Raw genomic sequence first — 21342 nt, 5'->3', positions numbered from 1 at the left:
GTAGCAGGGAAGCCGCTGGTGACAGCGGCTTTTCTGTTTCTGTTCATGATACCCTGCTGCTGGATCGTGCTTTTCGGCATGTGGTACCGCATATGAGTGAAACAACAGTCAAGAAAGTGGTGATCCTGGGTGGAGGCAGCGCGGGCTGGCTGACCGCCGGTGTGCTGGCGGCAGAGTATGCCGCGGGTGCTGATCGCGGTCTGCAGGTTACTCTCGTGGAGTCTCCGGATGTACCCACCATCGGTGTGGGTGAGGGAACCTGGCCCTCGATGCGCTCTACACTCAAGCGCATCGGCATTTCAGAGACCCAGTTCCTGCTCCGTTGCAATGCCAGCTTCAAGCAGGGCACCCGCTTTTTGGGCTGGTGCCGCGGGGGCGATGCATCCGGTGGCGACGAGTATTTCCACCCTTTCACTGTCCCCGCAGGATTTCACCAGCAGAACCCTGTTCCATTCTGGCAACCGCATCGGGAAGAAATGTCGTTCGGCGATGCGGTCTGTCCCCAGGGGCATATCAGCCGCCTGAACCTGGCTCCGAAGCAGGTCACCACGCCGGAGTATGCTTTCAACCTCAACTACGGCTACCACCTGGATGCGGGGAAGTTTGCTGATTTGTTGCAGGAGCATTGCACTACCCGCCTGGGCGTTGAGCACCTTAGGGATCGGGTGACCGATATCCGCAACGACCGGCACGGCTACATCACAGGCCTGCAGCTGAAGTCGGGCGCGGTGCTGGAAGGCGATCTGTTCGTGGACTGCAGCGGTGCGCGCAGCCTGTTGCTGGGTGGGCACTACAGTATCGGTCTGCGGGAGCAGCGGGATGTACTGTTCAACGACTCTGCCCTGGCGGTGCAGGTGCCCTATCCCGAGGCCGACAGCCCCATCGCGTCCTGCACCCTTTCCACTGCCCGAGAGGCCGGCTGGATCTGGGATATCGGGTTGCCCAGCCGCCGTGGCGTGGGTTATACATTTTCCGGTGCGCATACCAGCGACAAAGATGCCGAGCAGGTTCTGCGGCGCTATCTTGAGCCGGCGCTGGGTTCCGGCGGCGCCGAGCGTGCAGAGTTGCGCAAGATCAGCTTCCAGCCCGGTTACCGCGAGCAGTTCTGGCACAAGAACTGTGTTGCCATCGGTATGGCTGCAGGTTTTATCGAACCGCTGGAAGCATCGGCTCTGGTCCTGGTGGAACAGTCGGCCAGGATGCTGGCGGAACAGCTACCGCCTGACCGCACGATGATGGAGGCGGTTGCGGTGCGCTTTAACCGCAAGTTCGCGCACCATTGGCAACGTATTATCGAGTTCCTCAAGCTCCACTATGTGCTGTCTGAGCGCGAGGATAGCGCCTACTGGATGGATCACCGCGATCCTGCCGGTATTCCCGCGCGCTTGCAGGAATCCCTGGCGCTGTGGCGGCGTCGATCACCGTGGCTGGAGGAAACAGAGATAGCCGACGAACTGTTTCCAGCCGCCAGCTACCAGTATGTTCTTTATGGCATGGGGTTTGTGACCGAGCCCCTCCCGTGGACCGTGCGACCGGCCATGGAGCAGGCCGCGCACAAACAGTTTTACGACAATATACAAAACCGGGAGCGCTTGCAGCGGACCCTGCCCAGCAATCGCGAACTGCTGCAACGCATCCACCTCGCCGCTGGCCAGCAATGCTGAGCCCGGCGCAGGTATGAACCGAGAGGAAATAAAAAAATGGCAAAGGCAGTACCGCTGAACAGCGTTGAACATAAAGACCTGCGGGTAATCACCGAGCGGGCAGAGGAATACGGGGACAACGTCTGGTATGCCCTGACCTTCCCCCTGGAATTCCGCTCCCTGCAGGCTTACTACCCCATTTTCTTCCAGAAGCACCCGGAGACCGGGCGATTTTTTGCCCTGGCGCTGCTGGGATTCCGCGAGGGAGAAAACCTGTTTCTGGAACATGGCAAGTGGCAGGCTTCCTACGTGCCGCTGTCAATCCGCCGCCAGCCTTTCCTGATTGGCCGGCAAACGGTGACCGAGGACGGTGTTGAAAAACAGCAGCGCGTGATTCACATCGACATGGAGAATCCGCGCGTAAATACCGAGCGCGGCGAGCGATTGTTCATGGAGTTCGGCGGCAATTCCCCGTATCTCGACAACATCGGTGACATGCTGGAGGCAATCCACCAGGGCCTGAATGCGGCAGAAGGTTTTATCGATGCCCTGGTCGAGCACGAGCTGCTCGAGCCCTTCACCCTGGAGGTGCAGCTGGACAGCGGCGATAAAAACCAGTTGGTGGGCTTTTACACCATCAATGAGGACAAGCTTCGCGACCTGGGCACTGACGCACTTACCAGCCTGCACAAGGCGGGCTACCTCGAGCCGATCTATATGGCCATGGCTTCCCAGTCGAATGTACGGCAGCTCCTGGAAGCCAAGAATCGTCGGGTGGCCGAGGCGTGAACCAGCAGCCGTGCCTCGCCGAATTCGGCCTGGCTTTCGCCGCCGAGCGGGACGATTGCCGCCCCGGCGTCGTACCGCCAGAGCTGTTCCAGTCGGAGCAGCCGGTTGTGCTGCGCAACTTCTGCAGCGACTGGCCTGCAGTGAAAGCCTGTGCGGCCTCGCCGCGAGATGCGGCTGCCTACCTGAACAAATTTTACAACGGTATGCCCGTCAACGCGGCTTACGGCGAGCCCGCTCTGGATGGGCGGGTGTTTTATAACGAGGCACTCGATGGGTTCAATTTCCGCAACGGCCGCGTAGACCTGCGTCGCCTGCTGCAGGAAATGCTCGACTGTGCCGATGAGCCGTCACCGCCAACGCTTTACATGGCCTCTACCGATGTGACTCGCTGGTTCCCGGGGTTTGCCGAGCAGAATTCAGCTGGCCTGGAAGACCTCTCGCCTATCGGCTTCCTGTGGCTCGGCAACCGCACGCGCATCGCGGCCCATTACGATTTTCCCCACAACCTGGCCTGCAATATTGCCGGCCGCCGTCGCTTTACCCTGTTCCCGCCGGAGCAGGTGGCGAACCTGTACCCGGGTCCTCTTGGGTTCGCACCGGGCGGTCAGGAGATCAGCCTGGTTGATTTCCGGCAACCGGATTTCGAGCGCTTCCCCGGGTTCCGCGAAGCGCTGGAAGCGGCGCAGGTGGCGGAGCTGAATCCCGGCGATGCGCTCTTTTTGCCGGGCATGTGGTGGCACCACGTCGAGGGGCTGGATGCCCTCAATGTGCTCTACAGCCACTGGTGGAACGAATCACCGGACTACGCGGGGGCGCCGAGCAGTGCGCTGCTGCATGCCATGTTGAGCGTGCGGGGTCTCTCACCAGAGCTGCGCCAGGCATGGAAAGCACTGTTCGATTATTACGTGTTCGAAGCTGGTCCGGGACGCCCGAGCCATATCCCCGCAAGCGCCCGGGGCCTGCGCCAGGAGCCACTGGATGAGCAGGCCGCACAGAAGCTGCGGGCGGACCTGTTGGAACGAATGAAAAATTGAAAGCGAGCCTGTGTCGTCGCTGTCGGCAGCGGGCCCACAAAATAAAAGCTGAGGTGTAACGTGGACACAGAAAGAATTCGCCGGGTGGTGATCGCCGGTGGCGGTACTGCAGGCTGGATGGCCGCGGCAGCGCTGGGCAAGCTGATCGGGAAAAACCTGGACATTACCCTGGTGGAGTCGGATGCGATCGGCACTGTCGGGGTGGGCGAAGCCACCATTCCCACTCTGCATGTCTTTCACCAGCTGTTGGGGCTGAAAGAGTCGGAGGTCATGGCTGCCACCAATGCCACCTTCAAGCTGGGTATTAATTTCGAGAACTGGCGCGTGCCGGGCGAGGATTACCTGCACTCCTTCGGCTTCCTGGGTAAGGACTGCTGGGCCTGCGGCTTCCAGCACTTCTGGCTCAAGGGGCTTGAGCAGGGGATTGAGTACCCGATCGGTGACTACTGCAAGGAACACCTGGCGGCGCGTGAGCACCGCTTCGCCGTGCTGCCGGACCAGGACCGCAACCATGCCTACCACCTGGACGCCACCCTCTACGCAAAATTCCTGCGCAAATTTGCCGAGTCCCACGGCGTGAAGCGGGTCGAGGGAAAGATTGAAGACGTGCGCCTGAATGCCGACACTGGCTTTATCGAGGGCCTGCAGCTCGACAGCGGCCAGGTAATCGAGGGTGATTTATTTGTCGACTGTACCGGCTTCCGTGGTCTTCTGATCGAGGGTGCCTTGCATACGGGCTACGAGGACTGGACCCACTGGCTCCCCTGTGACCGCGCTATGGCAGTGCAGACCGAGTCCACCAGGCCGGCGGTGCCCTTTACCCGGGCTATCGCGCACGAATCCGGCTGGCAATGGCAGATTCCGTTGCAGAATCGCGTCGGTAATGGCCTGGTGTACTGCAGCCGTTACCTGGACGATGAGCAGGCGCGGGAGTTGCTACTGGGCAATATCGAGGGCGAGCTGCTCAATGAACCCCGGATCATCCCGTTCCGGACAGGTACCCGCCGCAAGCACTGGAACAAGAACTGCGTTGCCGTGGGCTTATCCAGTGGCTTTATCGAGCCGATGGAGTCCACCAGTATTCACCTCATCCAGCGCAATATCGTGCGGATGATGCAGCTGTTTCCCTCGCGGGGGATCGTTCAGGCCGATATCGATGAGTTCAATGCGCAGACGGTGCGGGAGATGGAGAACATCCGCGACTTCATCATCCTCCACTACAATGTCACCGACCGCACGGACAGCAAGTTCTGGCGCTATTGCCGCTCGATGCCAATCCCGGATTCGCTGGCGCACCGGCTTGAGATGTTTCGCGAGAGCGGGGTAGTGTTTAAATTCCCGCCGGAACTCTTTGGCGAGAGCTCTTGGCTGCAGGTAATGCTTGGACAGGGCTTGATGCCGGAGCGCTACCACCCGATAGTGGATTTGATGGGCGATGAGGAACTGAAGAGCTTTCTCGACAATATCCGCAAGGGCGTTCGCCGACAGGTGGACAACCTGCCCGACCACCGGCAGTTTATCGACCACTATTGCAAGGCAATGCCGGCCTGACCGGGCTGTTGCTGCAACCCGGGTGCCCCACCGCAGTGGCACCCGGGTCATCTCAATTTGTCCCAGCAGGGATTACGCTACTGTCCCGTGGCAGGGGTAATTGGCCGGATGCTGCGGGGCCTGAATTCATGCGTCTATCCTGGTCCCTGCTACCCCCCATTTGATCCTTCTTATCGAAAAGCCCCCCGCCCGCGCCGTTTCGCGTGATAGAAATAGCTCCAATCAAGCCTCGCACAACCGGTGCCGCGAATGATGAGAGCGCGGCAGCGGGGTAGATAAGCCCGAACAAAAAATTGATGTACTGGGAAAAATAAAGATGGCAACACTGGGAACAAACCTGGAGACGGGAGCGGTCAGCGCGCCTTCGTCCTCGCAGTCCAGCCAGCAATTCGCGCTGGTGGCACTCACCTCATTGTTTTTCATGTGGGGGTTCATTACCTGTCTCAATGACATCCTGATTCCGCACCTGAAGGGTGTCTTCGACCTGAATTACACCCAGGCGATGCTGGTGCAGTTCTGCTTCTTCGGGGCCTACTTCCTGATCTCCCTGCCGGCGGGCAAGCTGGTGGGCGCTATCGGCTACCAGCGCGGTATCGTGGTGGGGCTGTCGGTGGCGGTGGTTGGCTGCCTGCTGTTCGTGCCCGCGGAGCGCCTGCAGGTCTATACCCTGTTCCTGATTGCGCTGTTTGTGCTGGCTTCCGGTATCACCATCCTGCAGGTTTCCGCGAATCCCTATGTCACCGCACTGGGAGACGAGAAGAGCGCAGCCAGTCGCCTGACCATGACCCAGGCCTTCAACTCGCTGGGCACCACCGTGGCGCCCTTCTTCGGTGCCTTCCTGATCCTGTCGGTTGCCGGTATCGGTTCGGGCGAACTGTCCACCGAGGAGCGGGCTGCGGCAGTGGAGCTGCCCTACCTGATCCTGGCGGGCGCACTGGCGTTGCTGGCCATCACCTTTGCATTCCTGAAGCTACCGCGCATCGATGGGCATGCACCGACCCTGGAGTCGTCTGGCAACAGTGATTCCGCCTGGCGTCACCCGCATCTGGTACTGGGTGCCCTGGCCATCTTCGTTTACGTGGGTGCCGAGGTCGCTATCGGCAGCTTCCTGGTGAATTTCCTCTCCGAGTCGCATATCGCCGGCCTCACCGAGGAAAAGGCAGCTTACTACGTGGCTTACTACTGGGGCGGCGCCATGGTGGGTCGCTTTATCGGTGCGGTTGTCATGCGCCATGTCCCCGCTGGCAAGGTGCTGGGCATCTGTGCCACCGGCGCCTGTGTGCTGCTGGCGCTGGCCATAGGCGGCACCGGCAAGGTGGCGATGGTCGCCATCCTCGCGGTGGGCCTGTGCAACTCCATCATGTTCCCGACCATCTTCAGCCTGGCACTGGCCAAGCTGGGCCCGGCGACCAGCCAGGGCTCCGGCATCCTCTGCCTGGCCATCGTCGGCGGCGCCGTGGTGCCGCTGCTGCAGGGCGTGCTGGCCGACCAGATCGGCATCCAGCTGGCCTTCGTCCTGCCCATCGTTTGTTATCTCTACATCCTCTTTTACGGTATCCGTGGACACCGTATCGCCATGGAAAGCTGAGAGGCTTTTCATCATCTCCCTAGGAAAGGGTTCGCCCGGCAGCGCAAGCTTGCCGGGCTTTTTTATGCCTGCCGGAAACCTGCGGTCTTCAAAACCGGTCCGGTAGGGGCACACAAGGTGCGCCCCTACGTTGGATGCCCCGATTGAGTTGGATCGCGGCCAGCGGCCGCTCCTACGGAGTGCGCGAGGTTTGTAGGGGCGGATCTTGTATCCGCCCTTTGTGCGTGCGGAGAGCAGGGCGCACACAAGGTGCGCCCCTACACGGGGATCGTGCACCGGAGTGCGGCTACTCTCCTGTAGGAGCGGCCCATGGCCGCGATAGGGATTGCCTGTCGCCCCCTGACGTAGGAGCGGCCGCTGGCCGCGACCGGGATGGATCGTGCCGATAACAGGGAGGAGAGGAACCGGGATGCCACACGCATCCCGGAGGAAACGTCAGCGGGGTGTCGCGGCGGCCTGGCCGCGGCTGGCGTCCAGGTATTCCTTGATCGGCTGGCGGTAGTTGCGGCTTACCTTGACCTCCGAGCCACTGGCCAGGGTCAGCAGGTACTCGCCCTTGCTCAGCACCTTGATGTGCTCGATAAAGTTCAGGTTCACCAGGGTCGAGCGGTGCACCCGCTTGAAGGTCTCGGACGACAGCTGTTCCTGCAGTTCCTTCATGGTGCTGCGCATCACGTGGGTCTCACCACTGGCGTGCACGCACATATAGTCGCCGGCGGCGTCGATCCACTCGATATCCGCCTGGCAGATCATGGTGATACGGCCGCGGTCCTTGATTGCCAGCTTGGCCTTGCCCTCCCGCGCCGGCGCCTCGGCTGGCGCGCCGGTATCCGGCTGTTCGCGCTGCTCGATATCCTCCATGGAAGCCAGCAGGCGGTTCTTCTCGCCATTGCCGCCGGCGCCGGACTGGCCCGCACCCGCGTGCAGGCGTTCCCGCGCCCGCGACAGTGCGGTCTGCAGGCGCTCGGTTTCCAGGGGCTTGAGCACATAGTCCACCGCATGCACCTCGAAGGCGTTGACGGCGTACTGGTCGTAGGCGGTGGTGAAAACCACCAGCGGGATGGTGTCGCCCTGCAGGCGCCGCACCACATCAAAGCCGTTCATGCCCGGCATCTGCACATCCAGGAACAGGATGTCCGGTGTGTGCCGGGCCACCGCATTCAGTGCCTCGCGGCCGTTGCGGCAGCTGGCCACCACCTCGATATCCGGCAGCTCTTCCAGCATGGCCTGCAGCAGGCGCAGGGCCAGTGGTTCATCATCGACGATCACCGCTCTCAGGTGGCTCATGCGACTACCTCCCGTCGTGTTGTTGCCCCGGCTCCGGTGGCGGCGAGTTCGAGCGGCAGGCTGATGCGGACCATCATGCCCCCGTTCTCCTTGCGCTCCTGGCTGAGGCTGTAGTTATTGGAATACAGGGTGCTGAGGCGGTCGCGCACATTGGCCAGGCCCACGCCGGTGGAGGCCTGCTCCGGTGCGCCCGCCCCGGAATTGTCGTCACGGCTGCCCGAGTCGCAGACGCGCAGCTCGAGCCGGCTGTCGTCCAGCTGGCGCGCACCGATCTTGATCAGGCCGCCGGACTCGCTCAGGGCAATGGCATACTTCACCGCGTTCTCCGCCAGCGGCTGCAGCAGCATGCTGGGCACGCGGGCAGTATTCAGCTCCGCGGGGATCTCCAGTTCCACCTGCAGGCGGTCGGCAAAGCGGGTTTTCTCGATCTCCAGGTACAGCAGCACCGCGTTGATTTCCTGCTCCAGGGTCACCTTCTGTACCGGGTCCTCGGTCAGGGAGTGGCGCAGGAACTGGCTCAGGCGCACCACCATGTCGCGGGCCTCGCTGGCCTGCTCGAAGCGTATCAGCGCGTTGATGGAATTCAGGGTGTTGAACAGGAAGTGCGGGTTGAGCTGGTAGCGCAGCATCTTCAGCTGCGCCTCCTTGGCCACCGCCTCGGCGTGCAGCCGGCGAATCTGTTCCCGCTCGTGTACCGCGGCCACCTCCAGCATCTTCTCGTGCTCGTGCTCCAGCAGCAGGTAGTATTTCACCCCGCAGTAGAGGGCGCTCCAGAACAGGAACACGAACAGGGAGGCGTAATACCAGCCGCCGAACTCGGACCACAGGGAGTGCTCACCGGTGAGCCGGATATACATCTCCATGCGCACCAGGGTCCAGATGCCGGCAATCACCGCCACCGCCACCAGGTAGAGGAAGGTGCGCAGCGCGATGGGAGTGTCCCAGGCGATATCGAAGATCGGTCGCAACAGCAGCGACAGCAGGAAGGCCACCGAGCACTGGAACAGGGTGTTGCCGGGCTCGAACCGCGGCCACTCGACTGAACTGTGCCAGAAAGTCAGGGAAAGGAAGGTAACCACCAGAATCCCCAGCCAGCTGATGAGCTGCAGTTTCCAGAACCAGCGCTGGGAATGCAGCCTGACCGACAGGTCCGATTGCTGCGGGGGAGTCTCTGCCATAGTGGCCCGGTAATAAATGTTATCTCTCTCTCATCTTTAGCGGTGTTTTGCCGCTGCACAGATATTAACCCGCGGGCCCCGGGCCGGCCAGCGCCGTACCTGACTCCCGATCCGCCCTGTCGGGTTTTTGGCCCGCCTTGTCGGTTGCGGCCACCGGGCCGGTGGATACGGTCACGGAAACACCTGCCTATCCTGTCCGGCGCAGTTTCAGTCCGGGTCACCGCGAGCGCCCGCTGCGCAGGGGGGGGTGCAAACTGCAGCTGTGCTAGAGTGCGCCGGTGTAGTAGGGTAGGGTCGTCCCGCCCTCTGCAGGGCCCCCGCCATGTGCGGGGCAAAAGAAAAGCGGCAACGCCGTGATAAAAACGACCCAGCGACGCAAAGACAGTCTCACAGGACTCTTGCTGCGAGCCGCACAGGTTCGCGCCCGCGGGCGGCTTGCGCGAGCAGCCGCCACGCGTTTTAACCAGGCTGTTTCCAGCGAGCTAGGCAGGTGCAATAGACCGGATTCCCGATGAAAGAGTTAGTCACCGGCACGGGCGAGATAGGCGGATCCCATGCGGGCATGGCAACGCCGATCGAGTCGGCCGCATCGGCCACTGTGCCGACGCGCACCGGCCTGGTGGTGCTCACCTCCCTGTTCTTTATCTGGGGCTTTATCACCAGCCTCAACGATATCCTGGTGCCGCACCTGCGGAACGTATTCGAGCTGAGCTATACCAAGGCGATCTTCGTCCAGTTCAGCTTCTTCGCCGCCTACTTCATCGTCTCCATTCCCGCCGGCAAGCTGCTGAAGCGCGTCGGCTACCAGCTGGGGCTGGTGATGGGGTTGTTGATTGCCTGTGCCGGCTGCCTGATCTTTATCCCCGCCGCACGCATGCAGGTCTACGAGGTATTCCTGCTGGGCCTGTTCGTCCTGGCCGCGGGCATTACCATCCTGCAGGTATCCGCCAATCCCTACGTGATTGCCCTGGGTAGTGCCGCTACCGCCCCCAGCCGGCTCAACCTGACCCAGGCGTTCAACTCCCTGGGTACCACCCTGGCGCCATTCTTCGGCGGGCTGGTGATTTTTGCCGGCGTCTCGGTGGGTATCGACCGTTCCACCGCCGAGGGGCTGCAGGCCTTCCGGGCGCAGGAAGCGGCGCTGGTGGAGGCTCCCTATTTCTGGCTGGCGGTGGTGCTGCTGCTGATGGTGGCGTTCTTCTCCTGGATCCGCCTGCCCAGCATTCCCGGCCACCAGCTGCCGTCGCAGGTGCGCCCCGGCGCCGACAGCAAGCTGGAGTTGCTGCGCCATCCCCGCCTGTCCCTGGGTGCCATCGGGATCTTCGTCTATGTGGGCGCCGAGGTGGCAATCGGCAGCTTCCTGGTCAACTTCTTCGGCGAGCCCGGCGTGGCCGGCATGAGCACCGGTGAGGCCGCGCGCTATGTGTCCTATTACTGGGGCGGCGCCATGATCGGCCGCTTCGCCGGTGCCCTGCTACTGCGCTATATCTCCGCCGGCGTGATGCTGGCCACCTGTGCGCTGGGAGCCGCGGTGATGATCGTGCTGGCCATGGCCACCTCGGGCATGCAGGCGGTGTGGGCCATCATTGCCGTGGGCCTGTTCAACTCGATTATGTTCCCCACCATCTTCAGCCTGGCCCTGCAGGGCCTGGGCCGGCACACCAGCCAGGGCTCCGGCATCCTGTGCATGGCTATCGTCGGCGGTGCCTTCGTGCCCCTGCTGCAGGGCATCCTGGCGGACCAGATCGGTATCCAGCTGTCGTTCCTGGTGCCGTTGCTGTGCTACTGCTACATCGTCTACTACGGCACATTCTCCCCGCTGCTGCGCAACCGCACCTGAGTTGCGCGCCGGGCAGCTTCCCTCTTGTCCGGAATTCAGACCACCCCGCCGACTATCCCGCCGCGGCCCCTTGGCAGCGAAGGCAGGTAATTGCATTTTGTCATGCTGCCGGTCGTGCGTTACACGTGGCGGCCAAGAATAACGATAACCAGCAGGTTAAAGGGGTAAGCGGGTTCGGATATGCAGGCAGCAGCGATACAGGTAGGAAAGCCGGGAAACGACGCCGGTGTGACTTCAATAACAGGCCGGCAGCGGATGCTCGTTGCCGATATCGGCGGCACCAACGCCCGCTTTGGCATTACCTCCCCGGGCGACGCCGCGGTGGAGGAGATCCTCACCCTGCCCTGTGCCAGCCATGCCTCTCTTGAGCATGCCATCCGCGCCTACCTGGAGGCGATTCCCGCCGCCGCGGCGGCGGAAATCGGTGAGGCCTGTATCGCCGTGGCCGGGCCGGTGGACGGGGACCGGGTGGCGGTCACCAACCTGCCATGGAGTTTTACCGGCGCCGCGCTGGCGGAGGCCCTGGGCTATCGCCGCGTCTCCCTGCTGAATGACTTCGCCGCCCTGGCCCTGGCCTGTCCCGGCCTGGATGGCACCCACCTGGAAAGAATCGACAACCTCACCGGCCCGTTGCCGGAAAGTGAGCCCGTGCGCGCCGTGGTGGGCCCGGGTACCGGCCTGGGTGTCTGCGGCCTGCAGCGTACGGCAGCGGGCTGGCAGGCCCGCCCCGGCGAGGGCGGCCACGCCAGTATCGCCCCGGCCACTGACGAGGAATTCGCCATCATCCGCTACCTGCACCGCGAGTTCGACCATGTCTCCGCGGAGCACCTGCTGAGTGGCCCGGGGCTGGAAAATATCTACCGGGCAATGGTCGCCGTGCGGGATGCCGCTGTGCCGGCCCGCAGCGCCGCTGACATCGGCGCTGCGGCGCTGGTGGGCGAATGTGCGCTGGCCCGCGATGCGGTAAACACATTCTGCGGCCTGCTGGGCGGCTTCTGTGGCGACGTGGCACTGGTGCTCGGTGCCCGCGGCGGCCTGTACCTGGGTGGCGGCATACTGCCGAAGATGCACCCGCTGCTGGTGCGCAGTGATTTTGAGCGGCGGCTGCGGGCCAAGGGCCCCATGTCCGGCTACCTGGCCGAGTTGCCGGTGTACCTGGTGCACCACCCGTTCCCGGCCCTGCACGGGGCGGCGGCGTTCCCGGGCAGCAATGAATAAAAGCAAGTGCGAACAAAAAGTACGAATAACAGAGTTCCCGAAGAAATGAGGAGAGAACCCATGTCTTTTTCCCGGCAGATGGGCACCGGCCTGTTGCTGTGCAGCGCAATCCTCGCCGGTTGCGGCGAGCGCGCGGCGACCAGCGAAGCAAAACCCGAGACGAGCAGCGCGGCGCAAGTCGAGGCAAGCGGCGGCGATATCAGCGTGTGGCCGAAACTGGAACCGGCGCTGCCGAAAGACCCGGCTGTCGAGAAACGCATCGATGAGTTGATGGCGCAGATGTCGCTGGAGGAAAAAGTCGGCCAGTTGATCCAGCCGGAGATCAAGTACGTCACCCCGGAAGACGTGAAGAAGTACCACCTGGGCTCGATCCTGAACGGTGGCGGCAGCTACCCGCACAACAACAAGCTGGCTACCCCGCAGGAATGGCACGCTCTCTCCGAGGCTTTCTATGAGGCCTCCATGGACACCTCCGACGGCGGCACCGCCATCCCCATCATCTGGGGCAGCGACGCCGTGCACGGCCACAACAATGTCATGGGGGCCACCCTGTTCCCGCACAATATCGGCCTGGGCGCCGCCCGTGACCCGGACCTGATCCGCCGCATCGGCGAGGCCACCGCACGCGAGGTGGCGGTGACCGGCATCGACTGGACCTTCTCCCCCACCGTGGCTGTCGTACGCGACGACCGCTGGGGCCGTACTTACGAAAGTTACTCCGAGGACCCGGCTGTGGTGAAAGCCTACGCCGAGGCCATGGTCAAGGGGACCCAGGGCGAGAAGAACTCCGAGGAGTTTCTCGGCGGCGAGAAACTCGTAGCCACCGCCAAGCACTGGATCGGTGACGGCGGCACCCAGCGCGGTATCGATCGCGGTGACAACCAGGTGCCGGAAAAGGAACTGGCCGAGGTGCATGCCGCCGGTTACTTCGGTGCCCTGCCCGCCGGTGTGCAGGCAGTGATGGCCTCCTTCAACAGCTGGAATGGCGAGCGCCTGCACGGCCATAAATACCTGCTGACCGACGTGCTCAAGGAGCGCCTGGGCTTCGACGGCTTTGTGGTGGGCGACTGGAATGGCCACAAGTTCGTGCCCGGCTGCACCGTCGACAGCTGTGCCGCGGCCATCAACGCCGGCCTGGACATGTTCATGGTGCCGTCCGACTGGAAAGAGCTGTACAAGAACACCCTGGCCCAGGCGCAGAGTGGCGAGATTCCCGCAGAGCGCCTTGACGACGCGGTGCGCCGCATCCTGCGGGTCAAGGTCCGCGCAGGCCTGTTCGAGCACAACCGCCCGCTGGCCGGCAAGGAAGATATCGTCGGCAATGACGAGCACCGCGCGCTGGCGCGCGAGGCGGTGCGCAAGTCGCTGGTGCTGCTGAAGAACAACGACCAGCTGCTGCCGCTGAAGCCGACCCAGAATATCCTGGTCGCCGGCGATGGCGCCGACAACCTTGCCAAGCAGTCCGGTGGCTGGACCATCACCTGGCAGGGCACCGGTACCACCCGCGAGGATTTCCCCGGTGCCACCTCCATCTTCGAGGGGATCGAGCAAGCCGTGAAAGGCGCCGGTGGTGAAGCGGTCCTGAGCGAGCAGGGCGAGTTTGCCGCCGACAGTTTTGCCAACGGCGAAAAGCCGGATGTGGCCATCGTGGTGTTCGGCGAGAACCCCTACGCGGAATGGCACGGCGACCTGTCCAGCCTGGAATACCAGGTGGCCACCAAGGCCGACCTGGCGCTGCTGAAAAAACTCAAGTCCCAGGGCATCCCGGTAGTGAGCGTATTCCTGTCCGGCCGCGTGCTGTGGGTGAACAAGGAAATGAACGCGTCCGACGCCTTCGTCGCCGCCTGGCTGCCGGGTTCCGAGGGCGCCGGTGTAGCGGATGTACTGTTCACCGATGCTGAGGGCAATGTGCGCTACGACTTTACCGGCACCCTGCCGTTCAGCTGGCCGGAGCAGGTACACCAGACCGTACTGAATCCCTACCACAAGGAATACGCACCGCTGTTCAAGCTGGGCTACGGCCTCCGCGCCGGCCAGGAGTCGCTGGTGAGCAATGAGCTTACCGAGGACGGCCAGACCTATGCCGACGGTGCCCTGGAAGATGCGTGGATGCTGGTGTCCCGCCCGCGCTCCCCGTGGCAGCTGCAGATCACCGAGGCCGGCCAGGCACCGGTGACCGTCGCCGGCAACCGCGCCGCCAGCGGTGACGATGAGAACATCACCGTGGCCTCCATCGATATGGAATCCCAGGAAGACGCGCGCCGTATCCAGTGGAAAGGCCTGCGCCCGGGCAGCGTGCAGCTGGCCGCGGAACAGCCCCAGGACCTGAGCCGCTACCTGAAAGAGGGTGCCGCCCTGACCCTGGACATCCGCGTGGACAGCAAGCCCGAGCAACCGGTGAACGCCGTGATTGCCTGTGGTGACGACTGCACCGCGGAACTGCCGCTGCAGAATGCCCTGCAGGCACTGCAGCCGGGCGAGTGGCAGAAGCTGTCCATCGACCTGCAGTGCTTCGTCGACAAGGGCGCCGATTTCAGCCGCGTATCCAACGCCGTGGCACTGCGCAGCGAGGGCGCGCTGGAGCTGGCCGTGGCCAATATCAAGTACGTGCCCAACAAGGCCGGCGACGCGGTGATCCGCTGCCAGGGCTGATAACCGTTGCCCTTTACCGCCAGCACCGACTGGCACAACGCAATGCCCGGGCACTCGCCCGGGCATTGTGATTTACACTACGAAAAATAATCGCCAGCCGGGCAGCGGCAGTGTTGCAGCCCGGACTGGCCGACCAGTGGAGGAGAGAAAATGTTTGCCAATAATCCTGGCCGATTCGGCGCCTGTGCAATGGCACTGCTGCTGGCCCTGGGGGGCTGCACCGCGGAGCCGGATGCAGTGAAACCCGCCGAAACAGAATCCGGTAAAGCGGAAGCGGGCGATATCGACAGCCGCGTGGCCGCGCTGGTTGGCCGCATGACACTGGCGGAAAAGGTCGGCCAGATGACGCAGGCCGAGCGCCGCCACGCCACCCCGGAAGATGTGAAAAACTATCACCTGGGCTCGATCCTCAACGGCGGTGGCTCCTTCCCCGGCGACAACACCCGCGAGGAGTGGGTGCAGATGATCAGCGACTACCAGGACGCCGCCACCTCCACGCGCCTGGGTATCCCCATCATTTACGGCACCGACGCCGTGCACGGCCACAGCAACGTGGTGGGCGCCACGATTTTCCCGCACAACATCGGCCTGGGTGCCACGCGCAACCCGGAACTGGCACAGAAGATTGGCGAAGCCACCGCGCGGGAAGTGGCCGCCACCGGTGTCAGCTGGACCTTTGCGCCCACCCTGTGCGTCACCCGCGACGAGCGCTGGGGCCGCGGTTACGAGTGCTTCAGTGAGGACCCGCAGCTGGTGACAGAGTTCGCCGAGCCGCTGGTGTTCGGCCTGCAGGGCGGCCCCATGAACGGCGATACCCTGGCCAATAACAAGATTGTCGCCACCGCCAAGCACTGGGTCGGTGACGGCGGCACCAGCTATGGCACCGGTGATGCCGACTACGCCATGGACCGCGGCGATACCCGGGTGTCCGACGAGGAGCTGCGCGAGCAGCATATCGCCCCCTACCTGCCGGCGATCGACGCCGGCGTGGGCACCGTGATGATTTCCTACAGCAGCGTCAACGGCAAGAAAATGCACGAGCACAAGGAGCTGGTGACCGGCGTACTCAAGGAAGAACTGGGCTTCGACGGCTTCACCATTTCCGACTGGGAGGCACTGAAGGAGATCCCCGCAGACACCAACCGCGAGCGCGTGGTGCGTGCGGTGAACGCCGGTGTGGATATGGTGATGGAGCCGGAGAAATGGCAGCAGTTCATTACCGACCTCACCGCCGCGGTGGAGGCCGGCGAGGTGTCGATGGAGCGCATCGACGATGCCGTCAGCCGCATCCTGAAAACCAAGCTGCAGGCGGGCCTGTTCGACAACCCGCTGCCGCCGCTGGCCAATGGCCCGCAGGCCGGTGAACTGCTCGGCCACCCGGACCACCGCGCCCTGGCCCGCCAGGCGGTGCGCGAATCGTTAGTCGTACTGAAAAACGACGGCGACCTGCTGCCACTGGCCAGGGGCCAGAAGGTATTCGTCGCCGGTGCCCACGCCGACGATATCGGCCTGCAGTCCGGTGGCTGGACCATCGAGTGGCAGGGCAAGGCCGGTAATATCACCGAGGGCACCACCATCCTCGAGGGCATCAAGGATGTCGCCGGTGGCCCGGTCACCTACAGCGCAGAGGGTGAAGGTGCCGCGGGCCACGACCTGGCCATCGTGGTGGTGGGCGAGCAGCCCTACGCCGAGGGCATGGGCGACTACCGCGAGGCACCGTGCGAGCTGTGCAAGCCGCTGACCCTGGGCGACGAGCAGCTGGCGGTACTGGAGAAAGTACAGGCCGCGGATATCCCCGCGGTCGTGGTACTGGTTTCCGGCCGCCCGCTGCTGGTCGCCGACCAGCTGCCCGCATGGGATGCATTGGTGGCCGCCTGGCTGCCCGGTTCCGAGGGCGCCGGCGTGGCGGACGTGCTGTTCGGCGATTACGCCCCCACCGGCAAGCTGCCGGTCACCTGGCCGAAAAACCTCAAGCAGATCCCGATCAACAAGGGCGACGAGAATTACGATCCCCTGTTCCCGTTCGGCCACGGCCTGACCTATGCAGCAGATAATGGGGAGGAGCAGAAGCGGGCAGCGGGGGAGCAGCAGTGAATACACAATGGCAGGGCCCCCTGGCCCTTACCGCGCTCACTGCCGTCACCGTTGCCATCACCGCCTGCAGTGACAGTGGCGACCCGGCCACTGCGACCGCCGGGGCCCGCAACTGCCTCACCGCGCCGCTGGAATCCGGCTACTGCCTGGTATGGGGCGATGAGTTCGACGGTGAACAACTCGATACCGACAAGTGGAGCTACGAGCGCAATTGCTGGGGCGGCGGCAACGACGAGTCGCAATGTTACGTGGACGACCCGGACAACGTGTGGGTGGCAGACGGGCACCTGCACCTGAAGGCCATCCGCGAGGATGCGGTGGGCCCGGCGGTGATGGACGATCACCCGGATTATGATGCCGGCGACACCAGCGGCAACGGCACCTACACCTCGGGCCGCCTGCGCAGCGCCGGCAAGGGCGACTGGAAATACGGCCGCTTCGAGATCCGCGCGAAGCTGCCACAGGGCCAGGGCACCTGGCCCGCCGTGTGGATGCTGCCCACCGACTGGGACTACGGCAAGTGGGCCAGCTCCGGCGAGATCGACATCATGGAGGCGGTCAACCTGCATGTGGGCGGCGAGGACCGGGTGCACGGTACCCTGCACTATGGCGGCCCCGCGCCGGACAACGTGCACAGCGGCGAGGTCTATCGCCTGCCGGGTGGCGCCAACCCCGCCGACGGCTTCCACGAGTACGCGCTGGAGTGGGAGCAGGGCGAGATCCGCTGGTACGTGGACGGCGTGCATTACGCCACCCAGACCAGCGACGGCTGGTACTCCACCGCCGAACCCGACAGCCCCCACGCACCGTTCGACCGCAGGTTTCACCTGCTGCTGAACCTGGCGGTTGGCGGCAACTGGGCCGGCAAGGAAAACGACACCGGCATCGACGAAAGCGCCTTCCCGCAACAGATGGAAGTGGACTACGTGCGCGTCTATCAATGCACCCGCGACCGGGAGACCGGCAAGGGCTGCGCCTCCCGCGGCGACGACTTTGTCCTCAATCCCGGCGTCAGCAATTCCGGTAAACAGACACCGGAAGCCTGACCCGCACCCGTAGGGGCGCACCTTGTGTGCGCCCAGCTCACCGCACGCACAAACGGGCGGATACAAGATCCGCCCCTACAAGCCTCGCGCACGCCGTAGGAGCGGCCCATGGCCGCGATCCTGCTCGATCGGGGCATCCCACGTAGGGGCGCACCTTGTGTGCGCCCTGTCCCCGGCCAACCCCCGAGCCTGGAGGCAATCCCCAAGCCGGGCGAACACAAGGTTCGCCCCTACGGAATTTTTTCCGCCGCAATATGCCCGGGGCATTGCGCCCCGGAACGCAGCGGCGTACCTCTCAATATTTATCGACGCCTCGTTGTAGGGGCGCACCTCGTGTGCGCCCTGCCCACAGCCGGCACCGGGCCTACAGGAGAGGGGATTTCGCCCGGGAAAACTGTATTACCGGAATTCAGGCCTGGTTCGCGGCCATGGGCCGCTCCTACAAAAAACAGGACCCGCACGTTCCGCACTCCCCCCTTTGTAGGAGCGGCCCATGGCCGCGAAACTAAACCGGGCCAGAGCCTGCACCAGAAATAAAAAAGGCCCCGCTCCGGCAAAGCCGGAAACGGGGCCCAATGATCAATGGAGAGGATACCTCGTCGTGCAATCCGGGCGGCTGGGGGCCCACCCGGTTGCATTCTTTTTGTTTACTTACTGGCAGAGGCCCGCGCTGGCGCCGGTGTCGTGACTCAGGCCGCCGCCGCTCAGGTCGGTGACACAGAAGCTGGCGGACACATTGCCACCGGCCGTGGCGGAGCTGGTGACGGTGGCCATGCCGTTGGCATCGGTAGTCGCCGTTGCACCGCCCTCGGTGATGTCGCCGCTGAAGTTGCCGGTCACACTCACGCCGCTAACGCCGCGGCCCAGGTCGTCCAGCACCGTCACGGTGGCGGTGGCGTACTTCTGGCCCTTGCCGGCAGATGCGGTGCCGTTCACCACGCTGGAGACATACATGGTGGTGGCCGCCGCGCCGTCACTGGCGCTCACGTCGAAGCTGGTCTGGTCGCTCGCACCCTGGTCGTCGGTCACGGTGAGGGTCACGGTGTAGGTGCCCGCCGCGCCGTAGCTATGGGATGCGGTGGCAGTCGACGCGGTTGCGCCGTCACCGAAGTCCCACTGGTACGACGCGATCGAGCCGTCGCTGTCGGCGCTGGCAGTGCCATCGAAGCTGCAGCTCAGGCCATCACAGCTGTGGCTGGCGCTGGCCGTGGGCGCCTGGTTGCCACCGGTGGCGGCACCGTAGATATCGAAGTTATCGAAATAGTAGGTGTCGCCGTTCAGGCTGTTCGGGTCGAACAGGACCACCAGGCTGTTCACCGCGCTGTCCGGCGTGGCGCCGTCGATGCGGTCGGCCAGTTGGAACTTCAGGCGCTGCCAGCCCGCTTCCTCGCCCACGTAGGCCGCGTACTTGGAGTGGCGTCCGGTGGGGTAGTTGTCGGGCGTGGCCTGGCTGCTGTCCTCCAGCTGCACCAGGATCTCGGTACCCGGGGCGGCGGTGGTGAACACGTCCATATAGAACGCCTTGGTGCCCGCCAGCAGGGGCGCCGCATCTGCAACCGCAGCAGTATCGGCCGCGATCACGTCGTACAGGGCCGCCGCGGAGCGGGTATAGCTGGCCACGGTGGAGGAACCGTTGGTGGCGTCCGGGGCCGGGTTGGCCGCGTCTGCGAGGAAGGTACCATCGAAGTAGGTGTAGCCCAGCTCGCGGTTCGCCTCGAAGTCATCGAGTACCGTCTCCTGCGCCATCTGTGGTGATACGTGCACCGGCAGGGACAGGCTGCGGCTGCCGCAGTCGTCGGTAACGCTCACGGCCAGGTCGCCGCCGTTGCTGCCCCACTGTACGGTTACGGTGTCGCTGCCGGCACCGGCAACCAGGGTGGCGTCGGCAGGTACAGACCAGCTGTAGCTGGCGCCGTTGCCGATGGCCCCGGCCACGGAATAAGTAGTGCTCTCGCCGTTGTCCACAATGCGGTCGCCCACCACGCTCGGCTGGCCGTAGTCGTACACCCGCACGTAATCCACCTGCATGGTCTGCGGCAGCTGCGAATCGTCTACCGGGCCGCCCAGGCTTCCACCCACGGCCATGTTCAGCAGGAAGTGATACTGGTAGTTCTCGAAGGTCCAGTAAGACGCATCGGTGAGGTCATCGGGAGTGAGCGTGGCGTACAGCTGGTCGTCCACGTACCAGCGCATTTCGTTGGGTTCCCATTCCAGCGCGTAGGTGTGGAAGTCGGCTGACCAGGGTTCCGGCTGGCTCAGCACCTTGTTGCCGGTGTGGGAATTGTTGGGGTAGGGCTCGCCGTAGTGCAGGGTGCCGAACACGAACATGTCCGCCTGGCCGGTAGCCTCCATAATGTCGATCTCACCGCTGATCGGCCAGCCTTCGGCCGGGTCGGTGGGCAACATCCAGAACGCCGGCCACATGCCGGAGCTGTTGGGCAGCTTCATGCGCGCCTCGAAGCGGCCGTTGGTCCACTCGCCGCCGTTGGGCATATTGGCGGTGCGCAGGCGCGCAGAGGTGTAGTTCTTGGCTTTCACGCGCTCCTTGCGCGCGGTGATGGTCAGGATGCCGTTCTCTACGGTGGCATTGTCGGCCTGGTAGGACTGCAGCTCGTTGTTGCCCCAGCCGCAGATACCGTAACTGCAGCCATCGCCGAGCATGACTTCCCACTTGGTGGTATCAACTGCGGTACCGTCGAAATTATCTTCCCAAACGGGGGCGGGGTTTTGGCATTGCTGCCCGATGGCGATGGATGAACTCAGCATCGCCGCGCCGAAGATGGCGCTCTTCGCTCTCTTGTCGCTGTACATTCTCGATTTCCTCGAAGTCATTATTATCTGCACAGCCCACGACCGCTGCCATGCGACCAAGCAAGTTATCAGCGGTAAAAAAGAAAAGTGGTGGAGACTCGGGTCGAAGCGTCGGGGCGGGTCAAATGCACGGCGATGTGGCCCGATTTGGGTGCAGCATCACTGTTATGAACCATAAGGGTGCAGGGGGCATTGGCGAACAAAATTTACCCATTACCAGCCCGGCGGGAAATAAAGCGCACTTCAGGCGGGAAGGCGGGGCAGAAAACGGGAAAATATCCCGCAGGAACAAAGTTCCACTAAAGAAATATTCCCTGGAAATTTATCGCCAGGGCAACAGCCCCCTGTAGGAGCGGCCCATGGCCGCGATCAGGCTCAATTGCACAACAGGCGGATACAAGATCCGCCCCTACAAAAGCGCTCCTACACGAAAGGAGCGGTCCATGGCTGCGATACTTGGATTAATCTCTGGTGGCTGTTCGTAGGGGCGCACCTTGTGTGCGCCCTGCTAACCGCAAGCACAAAGGGCGGATACAAGATCCGCCCCTACAATACCGCGCGCACACCGTGGGAGCGGCCGCTGGCCGCGATAATTGGATCAATCTCTGGTG

At 63.6% G+C, this 21342-nt stretch carries 13 protein-coding genes; 10 read left to right on the top strand and 3 right to left on the bottom strand.

Annotated features, from left to right (window positions below):
* Positions 1 to 92 precede the first annotated feature (92 nt).
* From LVD10_RS04325 to LVD10_RS04305, 5 genes are all read left to right on the top strand, one after another.
* On the top strand, positions 93 to 1664 hold the full coding sequence (locus tag LVD10_RS04325; RefSeq protein ID WP_237062028.1) for a tryptophan halogenase family protein: 1572 nt from the start codon (positions 93 to 95) through the stop codon (positions 1662 to 1664).
* 36 nt (positions 1665 to 1700) lie between these two features.
* A complete protein-coding gene (locus LVD10_RS04320; RefSeq protein ID WP_237062027.1) occupies positions 1701 to 2432 on the top strand; it encodes a SapC family protein in 732 nt (243 codons plus the stop codon).
* Positions 2429 to 3466 (top strand): cupin-like domain-containing protein, encoded by a 1038-nt coding sequence (locus tag LVD10_RS04315; protein ID WP_237062026.1) that lies wholly within the window; start codon positions 2429 to 2431, stop codon positions 3464 to 3466. The genes LVD10_RS04320 and LVD10_RS04315 overlap by 4 nt, the downstream gene beginning before the upstream one ends.
* A gap of 60 nt (positions 3467 to 3526) precedes the next feature.
* Entirely contained in the window at positions 3527 to 5017 is a 1491-nt protein-coding gene (locus tag LVD10_RS04310; RefSeq protein ID WP_334078430.1) for a tryptophan halogenase family protein, read from the top strand.
* Positions 5018 to 5333: 316 nt separating this feature from the next.
* Complete coding sequence (locus LVD10_RS04305; RefSeq protein WP_237062025.1) at positions 5334 to 6605, top strand: sugar MFS transporter; 1272 nt, start codon at positions 5334 to 5336, stop codon at positions 6603 to 6605.
* A 435-nt stretch (positions 6606 to 7040) separates the two neighbouring features.
* Here LVD10_RS04305 and LVD10_RS04300 read toward each other — a convergent pair whose 3' ends face one another.
* Entirely contained in the window at positions 7041 to 7892 is an 852-nt protein-coding gene (locus tag LVD10_RS04300) for a LytR/AlgR family response regulator transcription factor (protein WP_232940004.1), read from the bottom strand.
* Complete coding sequence (locus tag LVD10_RS04295; protein ID WP_232940003.1) at positions 7889 to 9070, bottom strand: sensor histidine kinase; 1182 nt, start codon at positions 9068 to 9070, stop codon at positions 7889 to 7891. The genes LVD10_RS04300 and LVD10_RS04295 overlap by 4 nt, the downstream gene beginning before the upstream one ends.
* 511 nt (positions 9071 to 9581) lie before the next feature.
* Here LVD10_RS04295 and LVD10_RS04290 point away from each other — a divergent pair.
* From LVD10_RS04290 to LVD10_RS04270, 5 genes are all read left to right on the top strand, one after another.
* The gene (locus LVD10_RS04290; RefSeq protein ID WP_232940002.1) at positions 9582 to 10910 is read left to right on the top strand and encodes a sugar MFS transporter; all 1329 of its coding nucleotides are present in this window, start codon (positions 9582 to 9584) and stop codon (positions 10908 to 10910) included.
* 228 nt (positions 10911 to 11138) lie between these two features.
* Complete coding sequence (gene glk / locus LVD10_RS04285) at positions 11139 to 12128, top strand: glucokinase (RefSeq protein ID WP_232940001.1); 990 nt, start codon at positions 11139 to 11141, stop codon at positions 12126 to 12128.
* A 60-nt stretch (positions 12129 to 12188) separates the two neighbouring features.
* A complete protein-coding gene (locus LVD10_RS04280; RefSeq protein WP_232940000.1) occupies positions 12189 to 14780 on the top strand; it encodes a glycoside hydrolase family 3 protein in 2592 nt (863 codons plus the stop codon).
* Positions 14781 to 14930: 150 nt separating this feature from the next.
* Positions 14931 to 16874, top strand: coding sequence for a glycoside hydrolase family 3 protein (locus tag LVD10_RS04275; protein ID WP_237062023.1), 1944 nt, complete (start codon positions 14931 to 14933; stop codon positions 16872 to 16874).
* Positions 16871 to 17920 (top strand): glycoside hydrolase family 16 protein, encoded by a 1050-nt coding sequence (locus LVD10_RS04270; RefSeq protein ID WP_237062022.1) that lies wholly within the window; start codon positions 16871 to 16873, stop codon positions 17918 to 17920. The genes LVD10_RS04275 and LVD10_RS04270 overlap by 4 nt, the downstream gene beginning before the upstream one ends.
* A 651-nt stretch (positions 17921 to 18571) precedes the next feature.
* Here the strand turns inward: LVD10_RS04270 and LVD10_RS04265 are convergent.
* A complete protein-coding gene (locus tag LVD10_RS04265) occupies positions 18572 to 20731 on the bottom strand; it encodes a PKD domain-containing protein (RefSeq protein ID WP_305080571.1) in 2160 nt (719 codons plus the stop codon).
* Positions 20732 to 21342 lie beyond the last annotated feature (611 nt).

Source organism: Microbulbifer zhoushanensis, from assembly GCF_021729055.1.
Lineage (GTDB): Bacteria > Pseudomonadota > Gammaproteobacteria > Pseudomonadales > Cellvibrionaceae > Microbulbifer > Microbulbifer zhoushanensis.
This window is presented reverse-complemented; position numbering and strand designations above follow the sequence as displayed.

What these genes read in the sequence shown, in the direction of transcription:
- LVD10_RS04300 (WP_232940004.1), bottom strand. Translation starts at nt 7,892, where the DNA reads ATGAGCCACCTGAGAGCGGTGATCGTCGATGATGAACCACTGGCCCTG.
- LVD10_RS04320 (WP_237062027.1), top strand. Translation starts at nt 1,701, where the DNA reads ATGGCAAAGGCAGTACCGCTGAACAGCGTTGAACATAAAGACCTGCGG.
- LVD10_RS04275 (WP_237062023.1), top strand. Translation starts at nt 14,931, where the DNA reads ATGTTTGCCAATAATCCTGGCCGATTCGGCGCCTGTGCAATGGCACTG.
- LVD10_RS04325 (WP_237062028.1), top strand. Translation starts at nt 93, where the DNA reads ATGAGTGAAACAACAGTCAAGAAAGTGGTGATCCTGGGTGGAGGCAGC.
- LVD10_RS04265 (WP_305080571.1), bottom strand. Translation starts at nt 20,731, where the DNA reads ATGTACAGCGACAAGAGAGCGAAGAGCGCCATCTTCGGCGCGGCGATG.
- LVD10_RS04280 (WP_232940000.1), top strand. Translation starts at nt 12,189, where the DNA reads ATGTCTTTTTCCCGGCAGATGGGCACCGGCCTGTTGCTGTGCAGCGCA.
- LVD10_RS04295 (WP_232940003.1), bottom strand. Translation starts at nt 9,070, where the DNA reads ATGGCAGAGACTCCCCCGCAGCAATCGGACCTGTCGGTCAGGCTGCAT.
- LVD10_RS04290 (WP_232940002.1), top strand. Translation starts at nt 9,582, where the DNA reads ATGAAAGAGTTAGTCACCGGCACGGGCGAGATAGGCGGATCCCATGCG.
- LVD10_RS04305 (WP_237062025.1), top strand. Translation starts at nt 5,334, where the DNA reads ATGGCAACACTGGGAACAAACCTGGAGACGGGAGCGGTCAGCGCGCCT.